The organism is Streptomyces microflavus, assembly GCF_014650075.1.
Taxonomy (GTDB): domain Bacteria; phylum Actinomycetota; class Actinomycetes; order Streptomycetales; family Streptomycetaceae; genus Streptomyces; species Streptomyces microflavus.
In genome coordinates, this window is record NZ_BMUG01000001.1 from 1,059,090 (window position 1) to 1,079,064 (window position 19,975).

Here is a 19,975-nt window from a genome sequence, read left to right on the forward strand (position 1 = left end):
AGGGATTCATGGGACTCACCATCGGCGTCGATATCGGCGGCACGAAGATCGCGGCTGGAGTGGTCGACGAAGAGGGCCGGATCCTCTCGACGTTCAAGGTGGCGACGCCCCCGACGGCCGAAGGCATCGTCGACGCGATCTGCGCGGCGGTGGCCGGGGCGAGCGAGGGCCACGAGGTGGAGGCTGTCGGCATCGGCGCCGCCGGCTACGTCGACGACAAGCGCGCCACCGTACTGTTCGCGCCCAACATCAACTGGCGCCACGAACCGCTCAAGGACAAGGTCGAACAGCGTGTCGGCCTGCCCGTGGTGGTCGAGAACGACGCCAACGCGGCGGCCTGGGGCGAGTACCGCTTCGGCGCCGGCCAGGGCCACGACGACGTCATCTGCATCACGCTCGGCACCGGCCTCGGCGGCGGCATCATCATCGGCAACAAGCTGCGCCGCGGACGCTTCGGTGTGGCCGCCGAGTTCGGCCACATCCGGGTCGTCCCGGACGGCCTGCTCTGCGGCTGCGGCAGCCAGGGCTGCTGGGAGCAGTACGCCTCCGGCCGCGCCCTGGTCCGGTACGCGAAGCAGCGCGCCAACGCCACCCCCGAGAACGCCGCCACCCTGCTCGGTCTCGGTGACGGCACGGTGGAGGGCATCGAGGGCAAGCACATCAGCGAGGCCGCCCGTCAGGGCGACCCGGTGGCCATCGACTCGTTCCGTGAGCTGGCCCGCTGGGCCGGCGCCGGACTGGCCGACCTCGCCTCGCTGTTCGACCCGTCCGCGTTCATCGTCGGCGGCGGCGTCTCGGACGAGGGGGAGCTGGTCCTCGACCCGATCCGCAAGTCGTTCCGGCGCTGGCTGATCGGCGGCGAGTGGCGGCCGCACGCCCAGGTGCTCGCCGCCCAACTCGGCGGCAAGGCAGGGCTCGTGGGCGCTGCCGACCTGGCCCGCCAGGGCTGAGTACCGCTTCGTACGACGCACGGACGCCCGTCGCCGCCCTCCGGGGCAGCGGCGGGCGTCCGTCGTATCGTGACCCGCATGGTCCTGACGCCCCTGCCCGACTCCCGTACCGAGCCGGACGGGTCAGCCGTGATCCGTGTGCTCAGCTACAACGTCCGGTCGATGCACGACGACACCGAGGCCCTGGCCCGGGTCATCCGCGCCTGCGCGCCCGACCTTGTCCTCATCCAGGAGGCGCCGCGCTTCTTCCGCTGGCGCAAGGCGGCCGCGAGGCTGGCCAAGAGCAGCGGCCTGGTGGTCCTCAGCGGGGGCGCGACCGCCGCCGGACCGCTGCTGCTGTGCTCGCTGCGCGCGTCCGTCGAGCGGACCGAGGACGTCCTGCTGCCCCTCACCCCGGGCCTGCACCGCAGGGGCTTCGCCACCGCCGTCGTCAGGATCGGCGGGGTCCGGCTCGGCGTGCTGAGCTGCCATCTGAGCCTCCAGCGCGACGAGCGCCTCGCCCAGGCGGAGCTGCTGCTGGAGCGGCTGGCGTCCATGGGGGTCGAGCACGCCGTGGCGGGCGGCGACCTCAACGACGTACCGACCGGGAAGGCGTTCACGCACCTGGCCGGACAGCTCCAGGACTGCCGGGCGGTCGCCCCGTGGGGCGGCGAGCTGACGTTCCCGCCCGATGAGCCCCGTAAGCGCATCGACGCCGTCTTCGCGACCCCGGGCATCGATGTGCTCGGCTGCGGTGTGCCCACCGGGCTCCCCGGGGTGAGCGGAGCAGACCTGAGGGCGGCCACCGACCATCTGCCGGTCCTGGCCGCCCTCAGAGGCCCCGCGGTATGACGGTGTCCCCGTGGTATGACGGTCACACCACCGCGCCGCGCCCCGGATCGCCGTAGGTGTCGTCATCGTCGTCGTGCGGCATCCGGGCCACCAGGGTGGCGAAGCCGCCCAGGAAGCCGCCGATGCAGAGCGTGGTGAGCCACCACGTCATCTCCCACTGCAGCAGCACCGCCAGCAGCATCAGGACCGGCCCGCCGATCACCGCGAGCCAGGCGAACTTCGCCGTGACGTCGGCCTCCGGCAGCGGCGGCGGCTCCGGGGGCACGAAGTGGCCCTCCCCGCCCTCGTCCGGCTCGTCGATGCCGTCGTCCTTGGACTCGGGCAGCTCGTAGTCACGGGGACCGGCGACGCCGGGCGCGAAGACGACGGAGCTGCCCAGCGGCTTCTTCTCCGGCGGCTTCGGGGGCGTCTTCGCCGACCCCTTGTCCGCCGGGTCCCCGGCCCGGCCGTTGTCCGGCCCCACCACGTTGCGCTGGTCGTCCTCCAGCAGGGCGAGGTCCTCGATCGACTTGAAGGGCTTGGCGCCCGGCGGGTCCGGGGGCTCCTCCCCGTACCCCGCGACGATCGCGGCCCAGGCCGCTTCCTCGTCGATCGCCCGCTCCTCCTCCGGCCGCTTCTCCGGTCCCGTGCCGTCCGGTCCCGCGCCCTCGGCGCCCGTACCCTCGGCTCCCGCGCCCTCCGGGACAGCGGCCTTCGTCCCCTCGGGGACGGCCGCGCTCTCCGTGGGGCGCGGTTCGCGCTCCTCGTCGCTGCCTGTGCGTTCCGCGTCGTGCTCAGCCACCGGACGTGCTCCCCTTCATCCCGACGCTCGGTGCGAGACGGCCGATGAACCGGTAGCTCTCATCGAAGATCCGCTCCGCATCATGGTCCAACGTCGCCACGTGGTAGCTCTGTTCCAACAAGATCTCCGAGACATCAGTGGAGGAGACCCGGCTCAGGATCCGCGCGCTGTCCGCAGGCGGTACGACATGGTCCTGCGGGCTGTGCAGCACCACCAGCGGCTGGGTCACCTGGGGCAGTTCCCCGTCGACCAGCCGGAAGAACTTCCGCACCGAGTGGGCGGCGTGCAGGGGCACCCTGTCGTAACCGACCTCGTGCGAGCCCGGCAGCGCGATGTCGTCGGCGAGCCCCTTGGTCGTCCGCACCAGATGGCGGGCGACCGGCAGCGCGTACGCGGAGAGGCCGTGCACCTTGTTCGCCGGGTTCACCAGCACCAGACCGCTGATCGCGTCCCCGTGCTTGGCCGCAAGACGCAGGCTCAGCGCACCGCCCATGGAGAGCCCGAAGACGAAGACCTGGTCGCACCTCTCGCGCAGCACCCGCAGCTCGCGGTCCACCTCCGCGTACCAGTCCTGCCAGCCGGTGACCGCCATGTCCTCCCAGCGGGTGCCGTGGCCCGGCAGCAGCGGCAGCGAGACGGTCAGCCCGCGCTCGGCGAGGAAGTCGGCCCAGGGACGCAGCGACTGCGGCGATCCGGTGAAGCCATGACAGAGGAGGACGCCGACCTCTCCGCCCTCGTGGCGGAACGGCTCGGCTCCAGGGAGGACCGGCACCGGGGTCTCCTGTTCGTGAGGTGAGGCGGGGGCGGGGCGCGCACCGGGGGCGTGCTTGACGGATGACTTCACCGTACGCGACCGGACCGACACCGACCAGGGTCGTCACGGCCCCCGGGGCCCGCCCCGCACGGCCCGTCGGGCCATGGCCGCACCCCGTGCCTGGCCCGGGGCACGGCAGGCGCACAGGTTAAGGTCTGACCGACAGCACACAGGAGGCACCACAGTTGATCTACGGCGCAATGAAGTTCTCCATCGGCGGGTCCCTGAAGCTCGCCTTCCGGCCGTGGGTGGAGGGCCTGGAGAACATCCCCGAGCGGGGGCCGGCGATCCTCGCGAGCAACCATCTCTCCTTCTCCGACTCGTTCTTCCTGCCGGCTGTCCTGGACCGCAAGGTCACGTTCATCGCCAAGGCCGAGTACTTCACGGCTCCCGGGGTGAAGGGCAAGCTCACCGCCGCCTTCTTCAAGGGCGTCGGCCAGCTCCCCGTCGACCGCTCAGGAGCCCGCGGCGCCGGTGAGGCCGCCATCAAGGCAGGCATCCAGGTCGTCGAGAGCGGCGGCCTGTTCGGCATCTACCCCGAGGGCACCCGCTCGCCCGACGGCCGTCTCTACCGGGGCAAGCCCGGCGGCCTGGCCCGGGTGGCGCTGGCCACCGGAGCCCCCGTCATCCCGGTCGCGATGATCGACACCGAGAAGATCCAGCCGCCCGGCCAGGTGATGCCCAAGCTGATGCGCCCCGGCATCAGGATCGGCAAGCCGCTGGACTTCAGCCGCTACCAGGGCATGGACGGCGACCGCTTCATCCTGCGCTCGGTGACCGACGAGGTCATGTACGAGATCATGAAGCTCTCCGGCCAGGAGTACGTGGACATCTACGCCACCGCCGCCAAGCGCCAGTTCGCCGACGAGGCGAAGGCGAAGGCGGAGGAGGCCAAGCGCGCCCAGAAGCAGGCACAGGCGGCGGGCGACGAGGACGGAACGGAACGGTCCGGCGCGTAACGGCGTCGTGGACCGTCGGGGGGTGGGGCGAAATGGCCAAGCGTGAGCGGGTCGTACGGATGTCGGTCGAGCAGCCGCTGTGGCGTGCGCTGACGGGCTACCGCGTACTGACGATGGTCTACGCGGTGCTGCTCGCCGTCTTCGGGAAGGACAACTTCGGCCGGGAGAGGTTCGAGCGGCCCTGGGTGGCCTTCGCGTACCTCGCGTTCCTCGTCGTGTGGACGCTCGCCACCCTGCCCAAGGTCCGCTCGGCGGCGGCCTGCACCAAGCGCTTCCTCGGCGCGGACCTCGTCGTCGCGCTGACCGGGATCATGCTCACCCCGCTCGCCGACATCCACTCCCAGACCTTCGACGGCCCGACGCTGCCGTCGATCTGGACGGCCGGAGCGGTCCTCGCCTTCGCGATCAAGGGCGGCTGGCGGTGGGCGGCCTTCGCCTCCACCTTCGTCGCCGCCGCCAACATCATCCAGCGCGGCGAGCCCAGCCGGGACACGTACCACAACGTCCTGCTGGTCTGGGTCGCCTCCATCGCCATCGGGTACGTCGTCGAGGTCGCCCGCGCCAGTGAACGCACCCTGGCCCGCGCCCTGGAGATCGAGGCCGCGACCCGCGAACGCGAGCGGCTGGCCCGCGACATCCACGACAGCGTCCTCCAGGTCCTCGCGATGGTGCAGCGCCGGGGCACCGCGATCGGCGGGGAGGCGGCCGAGCTGGGCCGGATGGCCGGGGAGCAGGAGGTCGCCCTGCGTACCCTGGTCTCCAGCGGCCTGGTCCCGCCCACCCGGGTCTCCGAGGACGCCGCCGACGGCGCGGTCGTCCGCACGGTCGACGTGGACGAGGAGAGCCCCGGCGACGGGACCACCTGCGACCTGCGCGCCCTGCTCGCCCCGTACGCGGGCTCCCGGACCAGCCTCGCGGAGCCGGGCGCTCCGGTGGTCCTGCCCGCCGAGGCCGCCCGCGAGCTGGCCGCCGCCGTCAGTGCCGCCCTGGACAATGTGCGGGTGCACGCCGGAGCGGAGGCCCAGGCCTGGATCCTGGTCGAGGACGAGCCCGGCGAGGTCATCGTCACCGTCCGGGACGACGGCCCAGGCATCCCGGAGGGGCGCCTGGCCCAGGCGGAGGGCGAGGGGCGGATGGGGGTCGCGCTCTCCATCCGGGGCCGGCTGCGCGATCTCGGCGGCACGGCCGAGGTGATCTCGGTGCCGGGACAGGGCACCGAGGTCGAGTTGAAGGTTCCGAAAGCACAGGTTTCCCGGGGGAAGGCAGGATCGGCCCGATGAGCACGCAAGAAGCACCGCGGAACGCACCGGAGCAGGACGGCGCGGAGGCGCCCGACCGGCCCATCAGGGTCATGGTGGTCGACGACCACCCCATGTGGCGCGACGCGGTCGCCCGCGACCTGGCCGAGTCCGGCTTCGACGTCGTCGCGACCGCCGGGGACGGCCCGCAGGCGGTCCGCCGGGCCAAGGCGGTCAACCCGGACGTCCTGGTCCTCGACCTGAACCTGCCCGGTATGCCCGGCGTCCAGGTCTGCAAGGAGCTGGTCCCCTCCCACCCCGGACTGCGCGTGCTGGTCCTCTCCGCCAGCGGTGAGCACGCCGACGTCCTGGAGGCGGTGAAGTCCGGCGCCACCGGCTATCTGCTGAAGTCCGCCTCCACCCAGGAGCTGACCGACGCCGTCCGCTCCACCGCCAACGGCGACCCGGTCTTCACCCCGGGCCTCGCCGGCCTGGTCCTCGGCGAGTACCGCAGGCTCGCCTCCGACCCCGTACCCGCCGCGTCGAACGAGCCCAAGGCCCCGCAGCTCACCGACCGGGAGACCGAGGTGCTGCGGCTGGTCGCCAAGGGACTCTCGTACAAGCAGATCGCCGAACGCCTGGTCATCTCGCACCGCACCGTCCAGAACCATGTGCAGAACACCCTCGGCAAGCTCCAGCTGCACAACCGGGTGGAGCTCGTGCGGTACGCGATCGAGCGCGGACTCGACGACGTCTGACCGGGACCCGGGGCCGGGGAGGGCCGGGACCTCCGGCCCGGCCGGAGGGCCGTCCGGCCCCGGGCGCACCTGGGAGCGGAGCCGTATATTCGCGCTATGGAGATCCTGGCGTTCGGTGTGCAGTCCGATGAGAAGCCCCTGATCGAGAAGGCCTTCCAGGGGCTGCACGAGGTCCGCTGCCTGGACGTCTTCCTCAACCGGGACACCGCCCCCATCGCGGCGGGGTACGAGGTCATCTCCACCAGCGTCAACGCGGACCTCGGCTCCAAGGTGCTCCAGACCCTGGCCGCGGGCGGCACGCAGATGATCGCCCAGCGCTCCACCGGCTTCAACAACATCGACCTGGACGTCGCCGAACGGCTCGCCCTGACCGTCTCCCGGGTCTCGTACTACTCGCCGTACTCGGTCGCCGAATTCGCCTGGACCCTGGCCATGGCGGTCAACCGGCGCATCATCCGGGCTGCCGGCCGCACCCGCGACTTCGACTTCCGCCTCGACGGACTGCTCGGCCGCGACATGCACGGGCGGACCGTCGGCGTGGTCGGCACCGGCAAGATCGGCGAGGCGTTCACCCGGATCGCCCACGGCTTCGGGATGAAGCTGCTCGGCTGGGACGTCGTGGAGAACCCGGCCTGCGTCGAGCTCGGCATGGAGTACGTGGAGAAGGAGCGGCTCTTCGCCGAGGCCGACCTCATCAGCCTCCACGTCCCGCTGCTCCCCGCCACCCAGCACCTCATCAACGAGGCCGCCCTGAAGTCGATGAAGGACGACGCGATCCTGGTCAACTCCAGCCGCGGCGGTCTCATCGACACCGCCGCCCTGGTCACCGAATTGCGCGCCGGCCGCTTCCTCGGCGTCGGACTCGACGTGTACGAGGCGGAGGCCGGGCTCTTCTTCCTCGACAAGTCCCTGGAGGGCGTCGACGACGACACCCTGGCCCGGCTCGTCACCTTCCCCAACGTCATCGTCACCTCCCACCAGGCGTACTACACCGAGGACGCGGTGGGCCAGATCATCGACGCGACGGTGCAGAACGTCACCGACTACCTGGCCCGCCGCACCAGCGAGAACGTGCTCGTGCCGCGCAGCTGAACCGGAGGGTTCAGCTCAGCACCGGCAGCCCCGCCAGCAGCTCCGTCACGATCGCGGCCCCCCGCACGGTCAGCACCGACTCCGGGTGGAACTGCACCGAGGCGAACCCGCTCCCGCGCAGCGCGTGCAGCTCCCCGCTCCCCTCGTCCCGGCTCACCTCGATGCCGTGCGCGGCCAGCTCCACGGCGGCCGGGGAGTCGCAGCGGGCGGTGAAGCTGTTGTAGAAGCCGACCGTCTCCGGCCGCCCGAACAGCTCGATCCTGGTCTGCGCCCCCTGGTACGGCACCGCCTTGCGCACGATCTCCATGCCCAGCTCCGCCGCGATCAGCTCATGCCCGAGGCAGACCCCCAGCAGCCCGTACCGGTGCTCCCGCACCAGCTCCGCCGTCAGCTCCCGCAGCAGCCGCATCTTCGGGTCACCGAGATCGCCCGGATTCCCCGGCCCGGGGCCCAGCACGACCGGTCCCTGATGCGCCCGCACCACCTCACGCAGCCCAGGCTCGTCGTACCGGCGCACCGACACATCGAGCCCCGAGGAGCGCAGCAGGTGGGCCAGCATCGCGGTGAACGTGTCCTCACCGTCCACCACCAGCGCATGCCCGGCCAGCTCCTCGGTGCGCTCCTGCATCCGCAGCCAGAACGGGGCGAGGGAGCCGCGCCGGTCGTCCAGCGCCGCCTGCACCCGGGGGTCGGCGGCCAGCTGCGGACGTCCCGCCTCCGCCTCCGGCCGCCCCGGCCGCACCCCGAGCGCGGCCAGCACCCCGGCGGCCTTGGCATGGGTCTCGGCGACCTCGCTCTCCGGGTCCGAGTGACGTACGAGGGTGGCGCCGACCGGCACCTTCAGCGAGCCGTCCGGAGCGATGTCGGCCGTCCGGATCAGGATCGGCGAGTCCAGCGTCTGCGCCCCGTTCGCGTCCCGGCCCAGCAGGGCCAGCGCCCCCGCGTAGTAGCCGCGCCCGCCCTGCTCGTACCGCTCGATGACCCGGCAGGCGTTCTGCACCGGGGAGCCGGTGACGGTCGCCGCGAACATGGTCTCGCGCAGCACGTCCCGCACATCCAGCGAGGACCGGCCGCGCAGCTCGTACTCCGTATGGGCGAGGTGGGCCATCTCCTTGAGCCGCGGTCCGACCACCACGCCTCCCATGTCGCCGACCGTGCACATCATCTTCAGCTCCTCGTCGACCACCATGGACAGCTCCTCGCTCTCCTTGCGGTCCCCGAGGAACGCCAGCAGGCTCTCGGCGGTCGGTCCTTCGGCCGGGTAGCGGTAGGTCCCGCTGATCGGGTTCATCACGACCGTCCCGCCGGACATCCGCACATGCACCTCCGGGCTCGCCCCGACCAGCGTCCTGTCCCCGGTGTGCACCACGAACGTCCAGTACGCGCCCCGCTCGCCCGCCAGCAGCCGCCGGAACAGCGCCAGCGCGTCCGCCCGCCCGAACCCCGGGATCTCACCCCGGAACGTCCGCCGGATCACGAAGTTCGCGCCCTCGCCCTGCCCGATCTCGTCCCGGATCACCCGCCGGACGATCTCCGCGTACTCCCCGTCCGGCACATCGAAGCCCCGGTCCTCCACCCGCACGTCGTGCGCGGGCAGCGCGGCCAGCACCTCCGCCAGCTCCAGCTCGTGCGTCTCGTCGGCGACCAGCACGCTCAGCGGCGTCCCGTCGTCCCGCACGTCGAAGCCGCGCTCGGCGATCTGCCGGAACGGCACCAGGGCCAGCGCGGGCGACGCGCCCACCGGCAGATCGGCCAGCCGCTCCGCCTCCCGCACCCCGCCGATCAGCACTTCCACGTGATCGTGGTCACGGCCGGGCGTACGCCGGCGCAGCAGGGCGAACGGCGGGGCGTCGTCGGCCAGCAGCCGGCGGACGAGGTCAAAGGCGGTACGGGACATGGGAGCGGGTTCCTTCCGGACGGTCCGTACGAGGGCCTCGTACGGGATTCACGGTGGAGAGGAACGGCTCCGCAACGCAGAAAAGGCCGCCCCTCGGGCGGCCTTCGCGAAGTGTGTCAGCGCGATGATTCAGCGGGCCGCCGGATGAGCGGTCCACCACCAGTTCTGGATCGAGATCTGGATCTGTTGCGTCGACATGCTGCGACCCTAGCGGACGTTCCGGGCATCGGAGCAGGTGTCTCAACTATTGAGCGCTCGAATGGACGCCCCCCGCGACCCCGTAATGTTGTCCACGTGACCGTGAACGCCAATACCTCCGTCGCCGGTGGCAACACCTGGCGAGACCTTCCCGCGGCGCAGCAGCCCGAGTACCCCGACTCCGAGGCCCTGCGCGATGTACTCGCGGACCTCGCGTCGTATCCGCCGCTCGTCTTCGCGGGCGAGTGCGACCAGCTGCGCGCCCGCCTGGGAGCCGTCGCCAAGGGCGAGGCGTTCCTGCTGCAGGGCGGCGACTGCGCCGAGGCCTTCGACGCCGTGTCCGCCGAGCACATCCGGGCCAAGCTGAAGACGCTGCTCCAGATGAGCGCCGTCCTGACCTACGCGGCCTCCGTGCCCGTCGTGAAGGTCGGCCGGATCGCGGGCCAGTACTCCAAGCCGCGCTCCAAGTCGACCGAGACCCGCGACGGCATCACCCTGCCGACGTACCGCGGCGACTCGGTGAACGGCTTCGCCTTCACCGAGAAGGCCCGGATCCCGGACCCCGAGCGGCTGAAGCAGATGTACCACGCATCCGCCTCCACGCTGAACCTGGTCCGCGCCTTCACCACCGGCGGTTACGCCGACCTGCGCCAGGTGCACGCCTGGAACCAGGACTTCGTGAAGTCGTCCCCCTCCGGCCAGCGCTACGAGGCCCTGGCCCGTGAGATCGACAACGCCCTGAACTTCATGAAGGCGTGCGGCACCGACCCGGCCGAGTTCAAGGCGGTCGAGTTCTACGCCTCGCACGAGGCCCTGCTGCTGGACTACGAGACGGCGCTGACCCGCACCGACTCGCGCACCGGCGAGCTGTACGACACCTCCGGCCACATGGTCTGGATCGGTGAGCGCACCCGCCAGATGGACGGCGCGCACATCGAGTTCGCCTCGAAGGTCCGCAACCCGATCGGCATCAAGCTCGGCCCGACGACCACCGTCGACGAGGCCCTCGGCTACGTCGACCGTCTGGACCCCGAGCGCGAGCCCGGCCGGCTGACCTTCATCGTCCGCATGGGCGCCGACAAGGTCCGCGACAAGCTCCCCGAGCTGGTCGAGAAGGTCACCGCCTCCGGCGCCACCGTGGCCTGGGTGACGGACCCGATGCACGGCAACACCTTCGAGGCCGCCTCCGGCCACAAGACGCGCCGCTTCGACGACGTCCTGGACGAGGTCAAGGGCTTCTTCGAGGTCCACAAGGGCCTCGGCACCCACCCGGGCGGCATCCACGTCGAGCTGACCGGCGACGATGTCACCGAGTGCGTGGGCGGCGGCCACGAGATCTTCGTGGATGACCTGCACCAGCGCTACGAGACGGCCTGCGACCCGCGGCTCAACCGCAGCCAGTCGCTCGACCTGGCCTTCCTCGTCGCCGAGATGTACCGCGACCAGTAGGCACCCCTGGCGGGTATTCCCGCCGGACGCAGCTGTGGGGCACGGATCCATGTGATCCGTGCCCCACAGTCCGTCTCCGGGCTTTTGCACGCCTCGCCAGGCGGGTAAGGTTAGGTTAGCCTCACCGACGAAGACGGGGACGGCACCAGCGACCGGCCCGCAGGGAGGTGAACCGCATGTACGTCTGCTCCTGCTTCGGCATCACCGAGGCGCAGGTCAAGAAGCATGCGGACGCCGGGGCATGCACGCCCCGCCAGATCGCCTCAGCCTGCAAGGCCGGCACGGACTGCGGCGGCTGTGTCCGCCGGATCCAGGCCCTGCTGGGGCGCGACTGCTCGCGCCACGACCTCGCGAACCGGCAGGCGGAGCCCGCGGCGGCGTCCGTCACCCACCCGGTCACCGCACCGGTGCCGACCCCGGTCGCAGCGGTCGCCCTGGCCACGCTCCGGGACGTCCGGCTCTCCGACGCGGCCTGACCCAGCCTCGTGACGCAGCCTGACCCAGCCTCGTGACGCGCCCTGGCCCACCCTCGTAGCGCGTCGGCTCAGCTCTCCGGCTGCTCGATGAGCTGCGCGATGTAGAGCGCCTCACCGAGCTTCTCCACCAGCTCCAGCTGGGTGTCGAGGTAGTCGATGTGGTGCTCCTCGTCCTCCAGGATGGACTCGAAGATGTTCGCCGAGGTGATGTCACCCTTGGTGCGCATCACCTCGATGCCGCGCTTGAGGCGGTCGATCGCCTCCACCTCGACCTGGCGGTCCGCCTGGAACATCTCGGTGACCGTCTGGCCCACCCGGACGTGGAAGAGCCGCTGGTAGTTGGGCAGCCCGTCCAGGAACAGGATCCGGTCGGTGAGGACCTCGGCGTGCTTCATCTCGTCGAAGGACTCGGCCCGGGTGTACTTGGCGAGCTTGGTCCAGCCGAAGTTCTCCTGCATCTTCGCGTGCAGGAAGTACTGGTTGATAGCGGTCAGTTCGGCAGTCAGCTGTTCATTGAGGAACTCAAGGACCTCGGGGTCGCCCTGCATCGCAGAGGCTCCTTCCAAGCGTGATCGACAAGGTGGCCGCATCCTCGCACTGCGCCCACCGGCCGTCCAGTAAGTGCACGCTTAGTACGAGTTGACCCCATGAGGGTCTGCCCTGGTCATGACCACCCCTGGCTGTCTGTCACCATGGAGGCATGGGTCAGCCGGAAAGCCGGGAATACCGCGAATCAGAGCAGTCCGAGCTTCCGCCGGGACAGCGACTGCAGCGCGGATGGCCGGTCACCCACTACGGGCCCGTTCCCAAGTTCAAGTCCGAGCGCTGGGAGTTCCGGGTCTTCGGGGCCACCGCCGATGGCGACAAGCACTGCTGGAACCACCAGGACTTCTCGGCGCTGCCGTTCTCCTCGGTCGTCGCCGATCTGCACTGCGTGACGAAGTTCAGCATGATCGGCGCCGAATGGGGCGGGGTCCTCGCCCGTACGGTGCTCGACCTGGCACCACCCGCGCCCGACGTCACCCATGTGATGGTCTGGGCCGAGTACGGCTTCTCCTCGAACCTGCGCCTGGAAGACTTCGCCGGTGAGCGGACCCTCTTCGCCACCCACAAGGACGGCGATCTCCTCACCGCCGAGCACGGCTTCCCGCTCCGCCTCGTCGTCCCGCACCTGTACGCCTGGAAGGGCCCGAAATGGGTCCGCGGCGTCGAGTACATGACGGCCGACCGGCGCGGGTTCTGGGAGGAGCGGGGCTACCACAACATCGGCGACCCCTGGAGCGAGCAGCGCTACTCCTACCAGGAGGAGCCCGGGGACGGCCCCGAGCTCTAGGGCCTCTCGTTTGGATCATGCCGGGCTCGCGGGCCCCGGCACGCACTCCCCCAAGCTCTCGGCTTCGCTCGAGCAGGGAGGGGCCCCCTCCGGCGTTGTCGTCGGTCGCCAATGCTCCGCAGTGACTCCCTCCTCCGCCTTGCAGCTGCACGCACCGGACCCCGCTCCCTGATCCGGCCTGATCCAAACGAGAGGCCCTAGAGACCTCGGAGCTCCTTGAGCCGGGCCACGTCCGCCGCGTGCCCCTCCTTGCCGCCGGGCGTCTCGATGATCAGCGGTACACCTTCGGTCGCCGGATGCGCGAACAGCTCCCGGAAGGGCTCCGCCCCGATGTGTCCGGCGCCGATGTTCTCGTGCCGGTCCTTGTGGGCGCCCACGACGTCCTTGGAGTCGTTGGCGTGGATCAGCTTCAGCCTCCCCTCACCCACCGTCTCCACCAGCAGATCGAGCGTCTGCCGCATCCCCGAGGGGCCGGTCAGGTCGTGTCCCGCCGCGTAGATGTGGCAGGTGTCCAGGCAGATGCCCAGCTTGGGGTGGGAGCCCAGCGCCTCGAAGTACGGTCCGAAGTCCCACGTACGGGAGCAGAGCGAGGAGCCCTGGCCCGCCGTGGACTCCAGCAGCAGATACGGATCGTCGTCGTGCGTCAGCTCGTCCAGCAGCGGCCGCATGTACTCCCGCACCTGCGCCAGCGCCTCGGCGCGCGGCCTCCCGCCCGTCGCCGAGCCGGTGTGCACCACCACGCCGAGCGCACCGATCTCGCGCGCCCGCCGCAGCGAGTGGCGCAGGGAGTCCACGGACTTCTCGACGGTCGCCTCGGTGTGCGACCCGAAGTTGATCAGATACGGGGCGTGGACGTACGCCGGTATCGACGCGGCCGCGCACTCCGAGCGGAACAGCTCGTCCTGCGCCGGGTTCCCGGCGGGCGTCGCCCAGCCGCGCGGGTTGGCGACGAAGACCTGCACGGTCTCGGCCGCCAGCTCCCGGGCGTAGGAGAGGCCGACCTTGGCGAGACCGCCGGCCACCGGGACATGTCCGCCTACGGGGTTACGCATATATCGCTTCCGGCTTTCGCATGTCGTCCTAGAACCCCTTGGTCCTGATGGTGATGGTGGAGCCCTCGGCGGCCTGCTCGCCGCCCTCCACGGACTGGCTCGCGATCGTGTTGCTGAAGGAGAGGAACGGCCGGTCGACCTTCACCTCGAAGCCCGCCTCCTCCAGGGTGGTCCTGGCCTCGTCGACATCCCGGCCGGTGACGTCGGGGACGTCCAGCATGCGGGGGCCCTTGGAGACGGTCAGCTCGATCGTGTCGCCCTCAGCCGCCTCGGCACCCGCGCCGGGGGACTGCTGGGCGATGTCCCCGGCCGCCTCGGTGGAGTGGACCCGGCCGGGCAGCACCTCGACCTTCAGCCCCTCCCCTTCCAGCTCCGCGGTGGCGTCCTCGGCCGAGAGGCCGGTGACGTCCGGGACGTCGATGGGGCTGCCCTTGCTGACGACCAGGGCCACGGCCGTGTCGGGGTTCCGGTCGGTGCCCGCGCGGGGCTCCGTACGGATCACCTCGCCGCGCGCCACGTCCTCGCTGAACTCCCTGGTCACCATGCCGGGGGCCAGGCCCACCTTCTTCAGGGAGCGCCGGGCGTCCGCGAGGGAGGCCCCCGCGACATCGGGGACCCGGACGATCTCCGGGCCGCGCGAGACGACCAGCTTCACCGAGCCGTTGCCCCGGATCCGGTCGCCGGACGCGGGGTCGCTGCCGACCACCGAGCCCCGCTCGACGGTGTCGCTGAAGACCCGCTCCACGCCCTTCAGCCCGAGCCCCTCGGCCGCGAGCCGCTGCTCCGCCACCTTCTGGGTCTGGCCGAGCAGCGAGGGGACCTGGGTGAACTGGCCGGAGTTGATGTACCAGACACCTGCCCCCACGCCGAGGGTGAGCAGCACGGCGGTGATCACCGCGATCAGCTTGCGGTGCGGCCCGCCGAACGGGCCGCGCCGGCCGGCCCCGCGCCGGGGTCCGGAGACCGGCGGCGGAACCTCCAGGCGGCTGGTGCGGTGCACGCCGCCCCCGTCGCCGTCCGCCGGAAGGGCCCGGGGGATCACGCTCGTACGGTCCTGTGCCCCGTCGTGGGTGTCCGACAGCGCCTGTGGCGGTACGGCGTCCAGCTCGGCCCCGGTCAGCCCGGCGCGGGCCTCCCGGGCCTCGGCCAGCAGCAGCACCGCGTCGTGCGGGCGCACCTCGGGATTGCGGGCCGTCGCGCTCGCCACCAGGCTGTCCAGCGCCACCGGGAGTCCCGGCACGACGGCGGACGGGGCCGGGACGTCGGTGTTGAGGTGCTGGTAGATGACCTGGGCGGCGTTCTCACCGGTGTGCGGCTTGGCGCCGGTCAGCATCTCGTACAGCACGACCCCGCAGGCGTACACATCGCTGCGGGTGTCGGCCGTGCCGTGCTCGATCTGCTCGGGCGCCAGATACGACACCGTGCCCAGCAGCGAACCGGTGGTGTCGGTGGCCGTGCCGACCGCCCTGACCAGGCCGAAGTCGGCGACCTTGACCCGGCCGTCGTCCCCTATCAGGACGTTCTCCGGCTTCATGTCGCGGTGCACGAACCCCGCCCGGTGCGCGGCGCCGAGCGCGGCGAGGACCGGCTCCAGGATGTCCAGGGCCGCCCGGGGCTGGAGGGCGCCGCGCTCGCGCAGCACGTCACGCAGGGTGCAGCCCGCCACGTACTCCATCGCGAGGTAGACGTACGCGCCCTGGGCGCCCTGGTCGAAGACCGCGACGACGTTCGGGTGGGCGAGCCGGGCCACCGACTTGGCCTCGCGGATGAACCGCTCGACGAAGGCGGCGTCGACGGCGAGCGCCGGGTGCATCACCTTGAGGGCGAGCACCCGGTCCAGGCGGGTGTCCACGGCCCGGTAGACCGTGGCCATCCCGCCGACGGCGATGCGCGCCTCAATGCGATACCGGCCGTCGAGCAGCTGCCCGACGAGGGGGTCCTGGAGGGTCGTGTCCACCCCGAGAGTCTACGAGCCGCCACCGACACCCCGGACGGGCCGGGGCGCTCCCGGGGCCGTTCTGCAGCCGATCCGTGACAGGGACACGTCCCAGGTCGGGGCACGTCCCGGTACGTCCGGCACGCCCGGGGCGCCGCCCCGCACCCCGCTCCTCAAACGCCGGAGGGGCTGGATGGTCAGAACGCCGGCCGCTCCGGATCCAGCGCCGCCCGCCCGTCCACCGGCGAGGACGCCTCGGCGAAATGGCGGCGCGGAATGCGGCCCGCCCGGTAAGCGAGGCGCCCGCCGTCCACCGCGTGCCGCATCGCGGCGGCCATCAGCTCCGGCTCCTGGGCCCGGGTCACCGCTGAGGCGAGCATCACAGCCGCGCACCCCAGCTCCATCGCCAGCGCAGCGTCCGACGCGGTCCCGGCCCCCGCGTCCAGGATCACCGGCACCCCCGCCCGCTCCACGATCAGCTCGAAGTTGTGCGGGTTGCGGATGCCGAGCCCGGAGCCGATGGGGGAGCCGAGCGGCATGATCGCCGCACACCCCACGTCCTCCAGCTTCCGGGCCAGGACCGGGTCGTCGTTGGTGTACGGCAGCACGGTGAACCCGTCGTCGACCAGGATCTCGGCCGCGTCCAGCAGCTCGATCGGGTCCGGCAGCAGCGTCCGCTCGTCGGCCACCACCTCCAGCTTGACCCAGTCGGTGCCGAGCGCCTCCCGGGCCAGCCGCGCGGTCAGCACCGCCTCGCCCGCCGTGAAGCAGCCCGCCGTGTTCGGCAGCACCTGGATGGAGAGCCGCTCCAGCACGGAGAGGACCGATCCCTGCACGGTCGGGTCGAGCCGGCGCATGGCGACGGTGGTCAGTTCGGTCCCGGAGGCGATCAGCGACCGCTCCAGCACCTCCAGGCTCGGCGCCCCGCCGGTGCCCATGATCAGCCGGGAGCCGAAGGTGGCGGGCCCCAGGGTGAAGACGTCGTCCGACACGGTCAGCCTCCCTGCACGGCGGTCAGGACCTCGACGCGGTCGCCCTCGCCGAGCGTGGTGGCGGTCCACCGGCCGCGCGGCACGACGCACTCGTTGACGGCGGCGGCGACCCCGGAGGGCGCGGTGGTGAGGACGGCGACGAGCCGGTCCAGCGCGGTGCCCGCGTCGAGGGTGCGCGGCTCCCCGTTGACCGTCACGGATACGGGCGGGTTCGGCGTGCTCATACGGGCTGCTCCTGGAGTACGGGGGCGGCGACGGCGGACGTGAACCGGCCCGGGGCGAAGGGGCGGGCCACCTCGGGCAGCTCGCCGGTGGTCAGCGCGTGCGCCATCGCGTCGCCCGTGACGGGCGTCAGCAGGACGCCGTTGCGGTGGTGGCCGGTGGCGAGGAGGAGACCGGGCAGGGCGGTCGGGCCGAGCAGCGGGGCGTTGTCGGGGGAGGCGGGCCGCAGACCGGCCCGGGTCTCGGTGAGCGGGAGCTCGGTGATGCCGGGCACCAGTTCGTGGGCGTCGCGCAGCAGCTCGTAGACCCCGCCGGCGGTGACCGTGGTGTCCCAGCCCATCTCCTCGCTGGTGGCGCCGACGACCAGCTCGCCGTTCTCCCGCGGTACGAGGTAGATGTGGCCGCCCCGGACCACGGCGCGCACGGTCCGGCTGAGGAAGGGGGCGTACGCCGGGGGCACGGTCAGCCGCAGAACCTGGCCCTTGACCGGGCGGACCGGCGGCACGACCTCCTCCGGCACCCCCGCGAGCCGCCCGCTGAGGCTGCCCGCCGCCAGCACGACCTGGTCGGCCCCGGCCTCCGTACCGTCACCGAGCACCGCCCCGGCCGCCCGGCCCCCGCTGACGGTGAGTCGCTCGGCGGCCGCCCTGCGGAACACCACCCCCGCCCGCTCGCAGGCGGCCAGCAGCGCCGCGGCGAGCCGGCGCGGATCCACCTGGTGATCGCCGTCCACCCGCAGCCCGCCCCGTACACCCGGCGCCAGCATCGGCTCCAGACGGCGGCACTCACGGCCGCTCAGCCAGACCGACTCCAGGCCCGAACGCTCCTGGAGGGCGTGCAGCTCCCGCAGATGGGCCCGGTCGTCGGAGTCCATGGCGACGGCCAGCGTGCCGCAGGTACGGAAACCGGTCTCCCGGCCGCTCGCCTCCTCCAGCTCCGCGACGAACTCCGGATAGCGGGCGGCGGAGGCGAGGTTGAGGCCGAGGAGCATCTCCTCGCCGTAGTGCAGTTCGGTGACGGCGGCCAGCATGCCCGCCGCGACCTGGGCGGCGCCGCCGCCCGGATCGGGATCGGCCACGGTGACGGTCAGCCCGCGCTGGGCCGCCCGCCAGGCGGTGACCAGGCCGATGATGCCGCCGCCGATGACGAGGACATCGGATCCTGAGTCTCCCCCCGGGATTCCGGAGGTGTTCCCCGAGACGCGCATGGGTGTCCAGCCCCTCCCTTCGCCGGCATGACCCGGATCAGGTTCGTACGGTCGGAGGCGCTCCAGCCTCCCTCTCAGCCCGGTGCGTCCGGGCTCCCGCGAGTGTTCTACCTTGGCCACCCTAAACCCACCCGCCTTCCGCCCAGTAAGGAAGCAGCCACCGTGGCCCGTTCGCTCGACGGACTCGTCCTCTCGCCCGTCGCCGACCAGGCCCCGGGCCAGGTCGGCACCCGTACCCGCTTCACGTACCACCAGCAGGACGGCACGATCTGGGCCGAGTACGCGGGCGGTGACGTGGTCCGCGGCCATCTCGTCGGCACCCGCGAGGGGGACGTGCTCGACTTCCGCTACGTCCAGCTCAAGCAGGACGGAACGACCTCTTCCGGGCACTGCCGCTCCACCGTCACCGACCTCGCGGACGGCCGGGTGCGGCTGGAGGAGCGCTGGGAGTGGGAGTCCCAGCAGGGCAGCGGGACGAGCGTGGTGGAGGAAGTCACCATCTGATCCGTAGTCAGATGAATAGACTGGTACACGTGAGCGAGCAGACGGAACACCACGCGGCGCGGCAGCGCACACGGAACGTCGTGATCGTCGGAGCGGGCATGGCGGGCGTACAGACCGCCGTCGCCCTGCGGGAAGCCGGCTTCACCGGCCCCGTCACGCTGATCGGCGCCGAGCCCCACCAGCCCTACGACCGGCCGCCGCTGTCTAAGGCGGTGCTGCTGGGCAAGGCCGAGGACTCCGCCTTCGACGTCGACTTCGAGGCGCTGGACATCACGCTGCGCCTCGGCCTGGACGTCACCGCCCTGCGCGCCCCCGACCACGTCCTGGACACGGTGGACGGACCCGTCGCCTACGACGTCCTGGTCCTCGCGACCGGCGCGGAGCCCATCGCCCTGCCCGGCACCGAAGGCGTCCCCGGGGTCCACCTGCTGCGCACCCTGGGCGACGCCGCCCGGCTGCGGCCCGTCCTGGAGCAGCAGCACGACGTGGTCGTCGTCGGGGCGGGGTGGATCGGCGCCGAGTTCGCCACCGCAGCCCGCGCCGCCGGCTGCGCGGTCACCGTCGTCGAGGCCGCCGCCCGCCCGCTGGCCGGCACCCTGCCCGCCGAGGTCGCCGCCCCGATGGCCGACTGGTACGGGGAGAGCGGCGCCGAACTCCTCACCGACGCCCGCGTCGAACGCGTCGAGAAGTCCACGGTGGTCCTCGCGGACGGCCGCTCGCTGCCCGCCGGAGCCGTCGTCGTCGGCATCGGCGCCCGCCCCGCCACCGGCTGGCTCGCCGGCTCCGGGATCGAACGCGGCCCGGACGGCTCGATCACCGCCGACAGCGCGCTGCGCACCTCCCTGCCCGATGTGTACGCGGTCGGGGACTGCGCCTCCTTCCCCTCCGCCCGCTACGGCGAGCGCCTGCTGATCCACCACTGGGACAACGCCCTCCAGGGCCCGCGCACCGCTGCCGCCGCGATCCTCGCCGCCGACAGCGGGGAGCCCCTCCCGGTCCACGACCCCGTCCCGTACTTCTGGTCCGAGCAGTTCGGCCGCTTCGTGCAGTACGCCGGCCACCACGCCCACGCCGACACCCTCCTGTGGCGCGGCGACGGCGCCGAGGCCACCTGGTCGGTGTGCTGGCTGAAGGACGGAGCCCTGGTCGCCGTCCTCGCGGTGGGCCGCCCGCGCGACCTCGCCCAGGGCCGCAAGCTCATCGAGTCCGGGGCCGTCCTCGACCCCGACCGGGTCGTCGACCCCGCCGTACCCCTGAAGTCCACGGCCCTGTGACGGCTGTGACAC

21 protein-coding genes and 1 riboswitch are annotated in these 19,975 nt (G+C 72.0%); of the genes, 11 read left to right on the plus strand and 10 right to left on the minus strand.

The features are described from left to right. The first annotated feature begins 8 nt into the window (after positions 1-8). Positions 9-950: an ROK family glucokinase gene (locus IE264_RS04615; protein ID WP_015608039.1), complete on the plus strand. Its 942-nt coding sequence runs from the start codon at positions 9-11 to the stop codon at positions 948-950. A 78-nt stretch (positions 951-1,028) separates the two neighbouring features. Continuing rightward, positions 1,029-1,781: an endonuclease/exonuclease/phosphatase family protein gene (locus IE264_RS04620; protein WP_190167576.1), complete on the plus strand. Its 753-nt coding sequence runs from the start codon at positions 1,029-1,031 to the stop codon at positions 1,779-1,781. A gap of 22 nt (positions 1,782-1,803) precedes the next feature. Here the strand turns inward: IE264_RS04620 and IE264_RS04625 are convergent, their stop codons facing one another. Both IE264_RS04625 and IE264_RS04630 read right to left on the minus strand, forming a co-directional pair. Further along, positions 1,804-2,562 carry an ICP22 family protein gene (locus tag IE264_RS04625; RefSeq protein ID WP_032759513.1) on the minus strand — a complete coding sequence of 253 codons (759 nt, stop codon included), beginning with the start codon at positions 2,560-2,562 and terminating at the stop codon, positions 1,804-1,806. Further along, positions 2,555-3,334 carry an alpha/beta hydrolase gene (locus tag IE264_RS04630; protein ID WP_015608036.1) on the minus strand — a complete coding sequence of 260 codons (780 nt, stop codon included), beginning with the start codon at positions 3,332-3,334 and terminating at the stop codon, positions 2,555-2,557. Before IE264_RS04630 ends, IE264_RS04625 begins: the two co-directional genes overlap by 8 nt. A 227-nt stretch (positions 3,335-3,561) precedes the next feature. Here IE264_RS04630 and IE264_RS04635 point away from each other — a divergent pair, with 227 nt between their 5' ends. The 4 genes from IE264_RS04635 to IE264_RS04650 all read left to right on the plus strand — a co-directional run bounded on the left by IE264_RS04635 (position 3,562) and on the right by IE264_RS04650 (position 7,423). After that, positions 3,562-4,335 carry a lysophospholipid acyltransferase family protein gene (locus IE264_RS04635; RefSeq protein ID WP_032759512.1) on the plus strand — a complete coding sequence of 258 codons (774 nt, stop codon included), beginning with the start codon at positions 3,562-3,564 and terminating at the stop codon, positions 4,333-4,335. 32 nt (positions 4,336-4,367) lie between these two features. After that, positions 4,368-5,615, plus strand: coding sequence for a MacS family sensor histidine kinase (gene macS / locus IE264_RS04640; protein WP_015608034.1), 1,248 nt, complete (start codon positions 4,368-4,370; stop codon positions 5,613-5,615). Between the two features lie 71 nt (positions 5,616-5,686). Continuing rightward, positions 5,687-6,331: a response regulator gene (locus IE264_RS04645; RefSeq protein ID WP_051104635.1), complete on the plus strand. Its 645-nt coding sequence runs from the start codon at positions 5,687-5,689 to the stop codon at positions 6,329-6,331. Between the two features lie 96 nt (positions 6,332-6,427). Further along, complete coding sequence (locus IE264_RS04650; protein ID WP_032759511.1) at positions 6,428-7,423, plus strand: 2-hydroxyacid dehydrogenase; 996 nt, start codon at positions 6,428-6,430, stop codon at positions 7,421-7,423. 10 nt (positions 7,424-7,433) lie between these two features. Here IE264_RS04650 and IE264_RS04655 read toward each other — a convergent pair whose 3' ends face one another. Together IE264_RS04655 and IE264_RS38625 are read right to left on the minus strand one after the other, a co-directional pair. Then, a complete protein-coding gene (locus tag IE264_RS04655; RefSeq protein ID WP_032759510.1) occupies positions 7,434-9,320 on the minus strand; it encodes an anthranilate synthase family protein in 1,887 nt (628 codons plus the stop codon). A 129-nt stretch (positions 9,321-9,449) separates the two neighbouring features. After that, positions 9,450-9,518: a trp operon leader peptide gene (locus IE264_RS38625; protein ID WP_106429850.1), complete on the minus strand. Its 69-nt coding sequence runs from the start codon at positions 9,516-9,518 to the stop codon at positions 9,450-9,452. A 102-nt stretch (positions 9,519-9,620) separates the two neighbouring features. On the opposite strand from IE264_RS38625, the gene IE264_RS04665 reads away from it, so the two are divergent. Both IE264_RS04665 and IE264_RS04670 read left to right on the plus strand, forming a co-directional pair. Then, positions 9,621-10,967, plus strand: a complete 1,347-nt coding sequence (locus tag IE264_RS04665) for a class II 3-deoxy-7-phosphoheptulonate synthase (RefSeq protein ID WP_031122101.1) — start codon at positions 9,621-9,623, stop codon at positions 10,965-10,967. Positions 10,968-11,143: 176 nt separating this feature from the next. Further along, complete coding sequence (locus IE264_RS04670) at positions 11,144-11,443, plus strand: (2Fe-2S)-binding protein (RefSeq protein ID WP_032759509.1); 300 nt, start codon at positions 11,144-11,146, stop codon at positions 11,441-11,443. A 68-nt stretch (positions 11,444-11,511) separates the two neighbouring features. Here the strand turns inward: IE264_RS04670 and bfr are convergent, their stop codons facing one another. After that, on the minus strand, positions 11,512-11,991 hold the full coding sequence (gene bfr, locus IE264_RS04675) for a bacterioferritin (protein WP_015608028.1): 480 nt from the start codon (positions 11,989-11,991) through the stop codon (positions 11,512-11,514). 152 nt (positions 11,992-12,143) lie between these two features. Here bfr and IE264_RS04680 point away from each other — a divergent pair, with 152 nt between their 5' ends. After that, on the plus strand, positions 12,144-12,776 hold the full coding sequence (locus tag IE264_RS04680; protein ID WP_031122098.1) for a sulfite oxidase-like oxidoreductase: 633 nt from the start codon (positions 12,144-12,146) through the stop codon (positions 12,774-12,776). Positions 12,777-12,973: 197 nt separating this feature from the next. Here IE264_RS04680 and IE264_RS04685 read toward each other — a convergent pair whose 3' ends face one another. The 5 genes from IE264_RS04685 to thiO form a co-directional block, all read right to left on the minus strand. Beyond that, positions 12,974-13,828: a deoxyribonuclease IV gene (locus IE264_RS04685; protein ID WP_032759508.1), complete on the minus strand. Its 855-nt coding sequence runs from the start codon at positions 13,826-13,828 to the stop codon at positions 12,974-12,976. 28 nt (positions 13,829-13,856) lie between these two features. Next, complete coding sequence (gene pknB, locus IE264_RS04690) at positions 13,857-15,785, minus strand: Stk1 family PASTA domain-containing Ser/Thr kinase (protein ID WP_015608025.1); 1,929 nt, start codon at positions 15,783-15,785, stop codon at positions 13,857-13,859. A gap of 176 nt (positions 15,786-15,961) precedes the next feature. Continuing rightward, the gene (locus IE264_RS04695; protein WP_032759507.1) at positions 15,962-16,756 is read right to left on the minus strand and encodes a thiazole synthase; all 795 of its coding nucleotides are present in this window, start codon (positions 16,754-16,756) and stop codon (positions 15,962-15,964) included. Between the two features lie 2 nt (positions 16,757-16,758). Next, positions 16,759-16,980 (minus strand): sulfur carrier protein ThiS, encoded by a 222-nt coding sequence (thiS, locus tag IE264_RS04700; protein WP_032759506.1) that lies wholly within the window; start codon positions 16,978-16,980, stop codon positions 16,759-16,761. Next, entirely contained in the window at positions 16,977-18,185 is a 1,209-nt protein-coding gene (gene thiO / locus IE264_RS04705) for a glycine oxidase ThiO (RefSeq protein WP_015608022.1), read from the minus strand. Before thiO ends, thiS begins: the two co-directional genes overlap by 4 nt. Continuing rightward, positions 18,183-18,295: riboswitch (TPP riboswitch) on the minus strand. It overlaps the preceding gene by 3 nt. 52 nt (positions 18,296-18,347) lie before the next feature. Here thiO and IE264_RS04710 point away from each other — a divergent pair. Together IE264_RS04710 and IE264_RS04715 are read left to right on the plus strand one after the other, a co-directional pair. Beyond that, positions 18,348-18,689, plus strand: a complete 342-nt coding sequence (locus IE264_RS04710) for an avidin-fold protein (RefSeq protein ID WP_015608021.1) — start codon at positions 18,348-18,350, stop codon at positions 18,687-18,689. Positions 18,690-18,718: 29 nt separating this feature from the next. After that, positions 18,719-19,963: an NAD(P)/FAD-dependent oxidoreductase gene (locus IE264_RS04715; RefSeq protein ID WP_032759505.1), complete on the plus strand. Its 1,245-nt coding sequence runs from the start codon at positions 18,719-18,721 to the stop codon at positions 19,961-19,963. Positions 19,964-19,975: the final 12 nt, after the last annotated feature.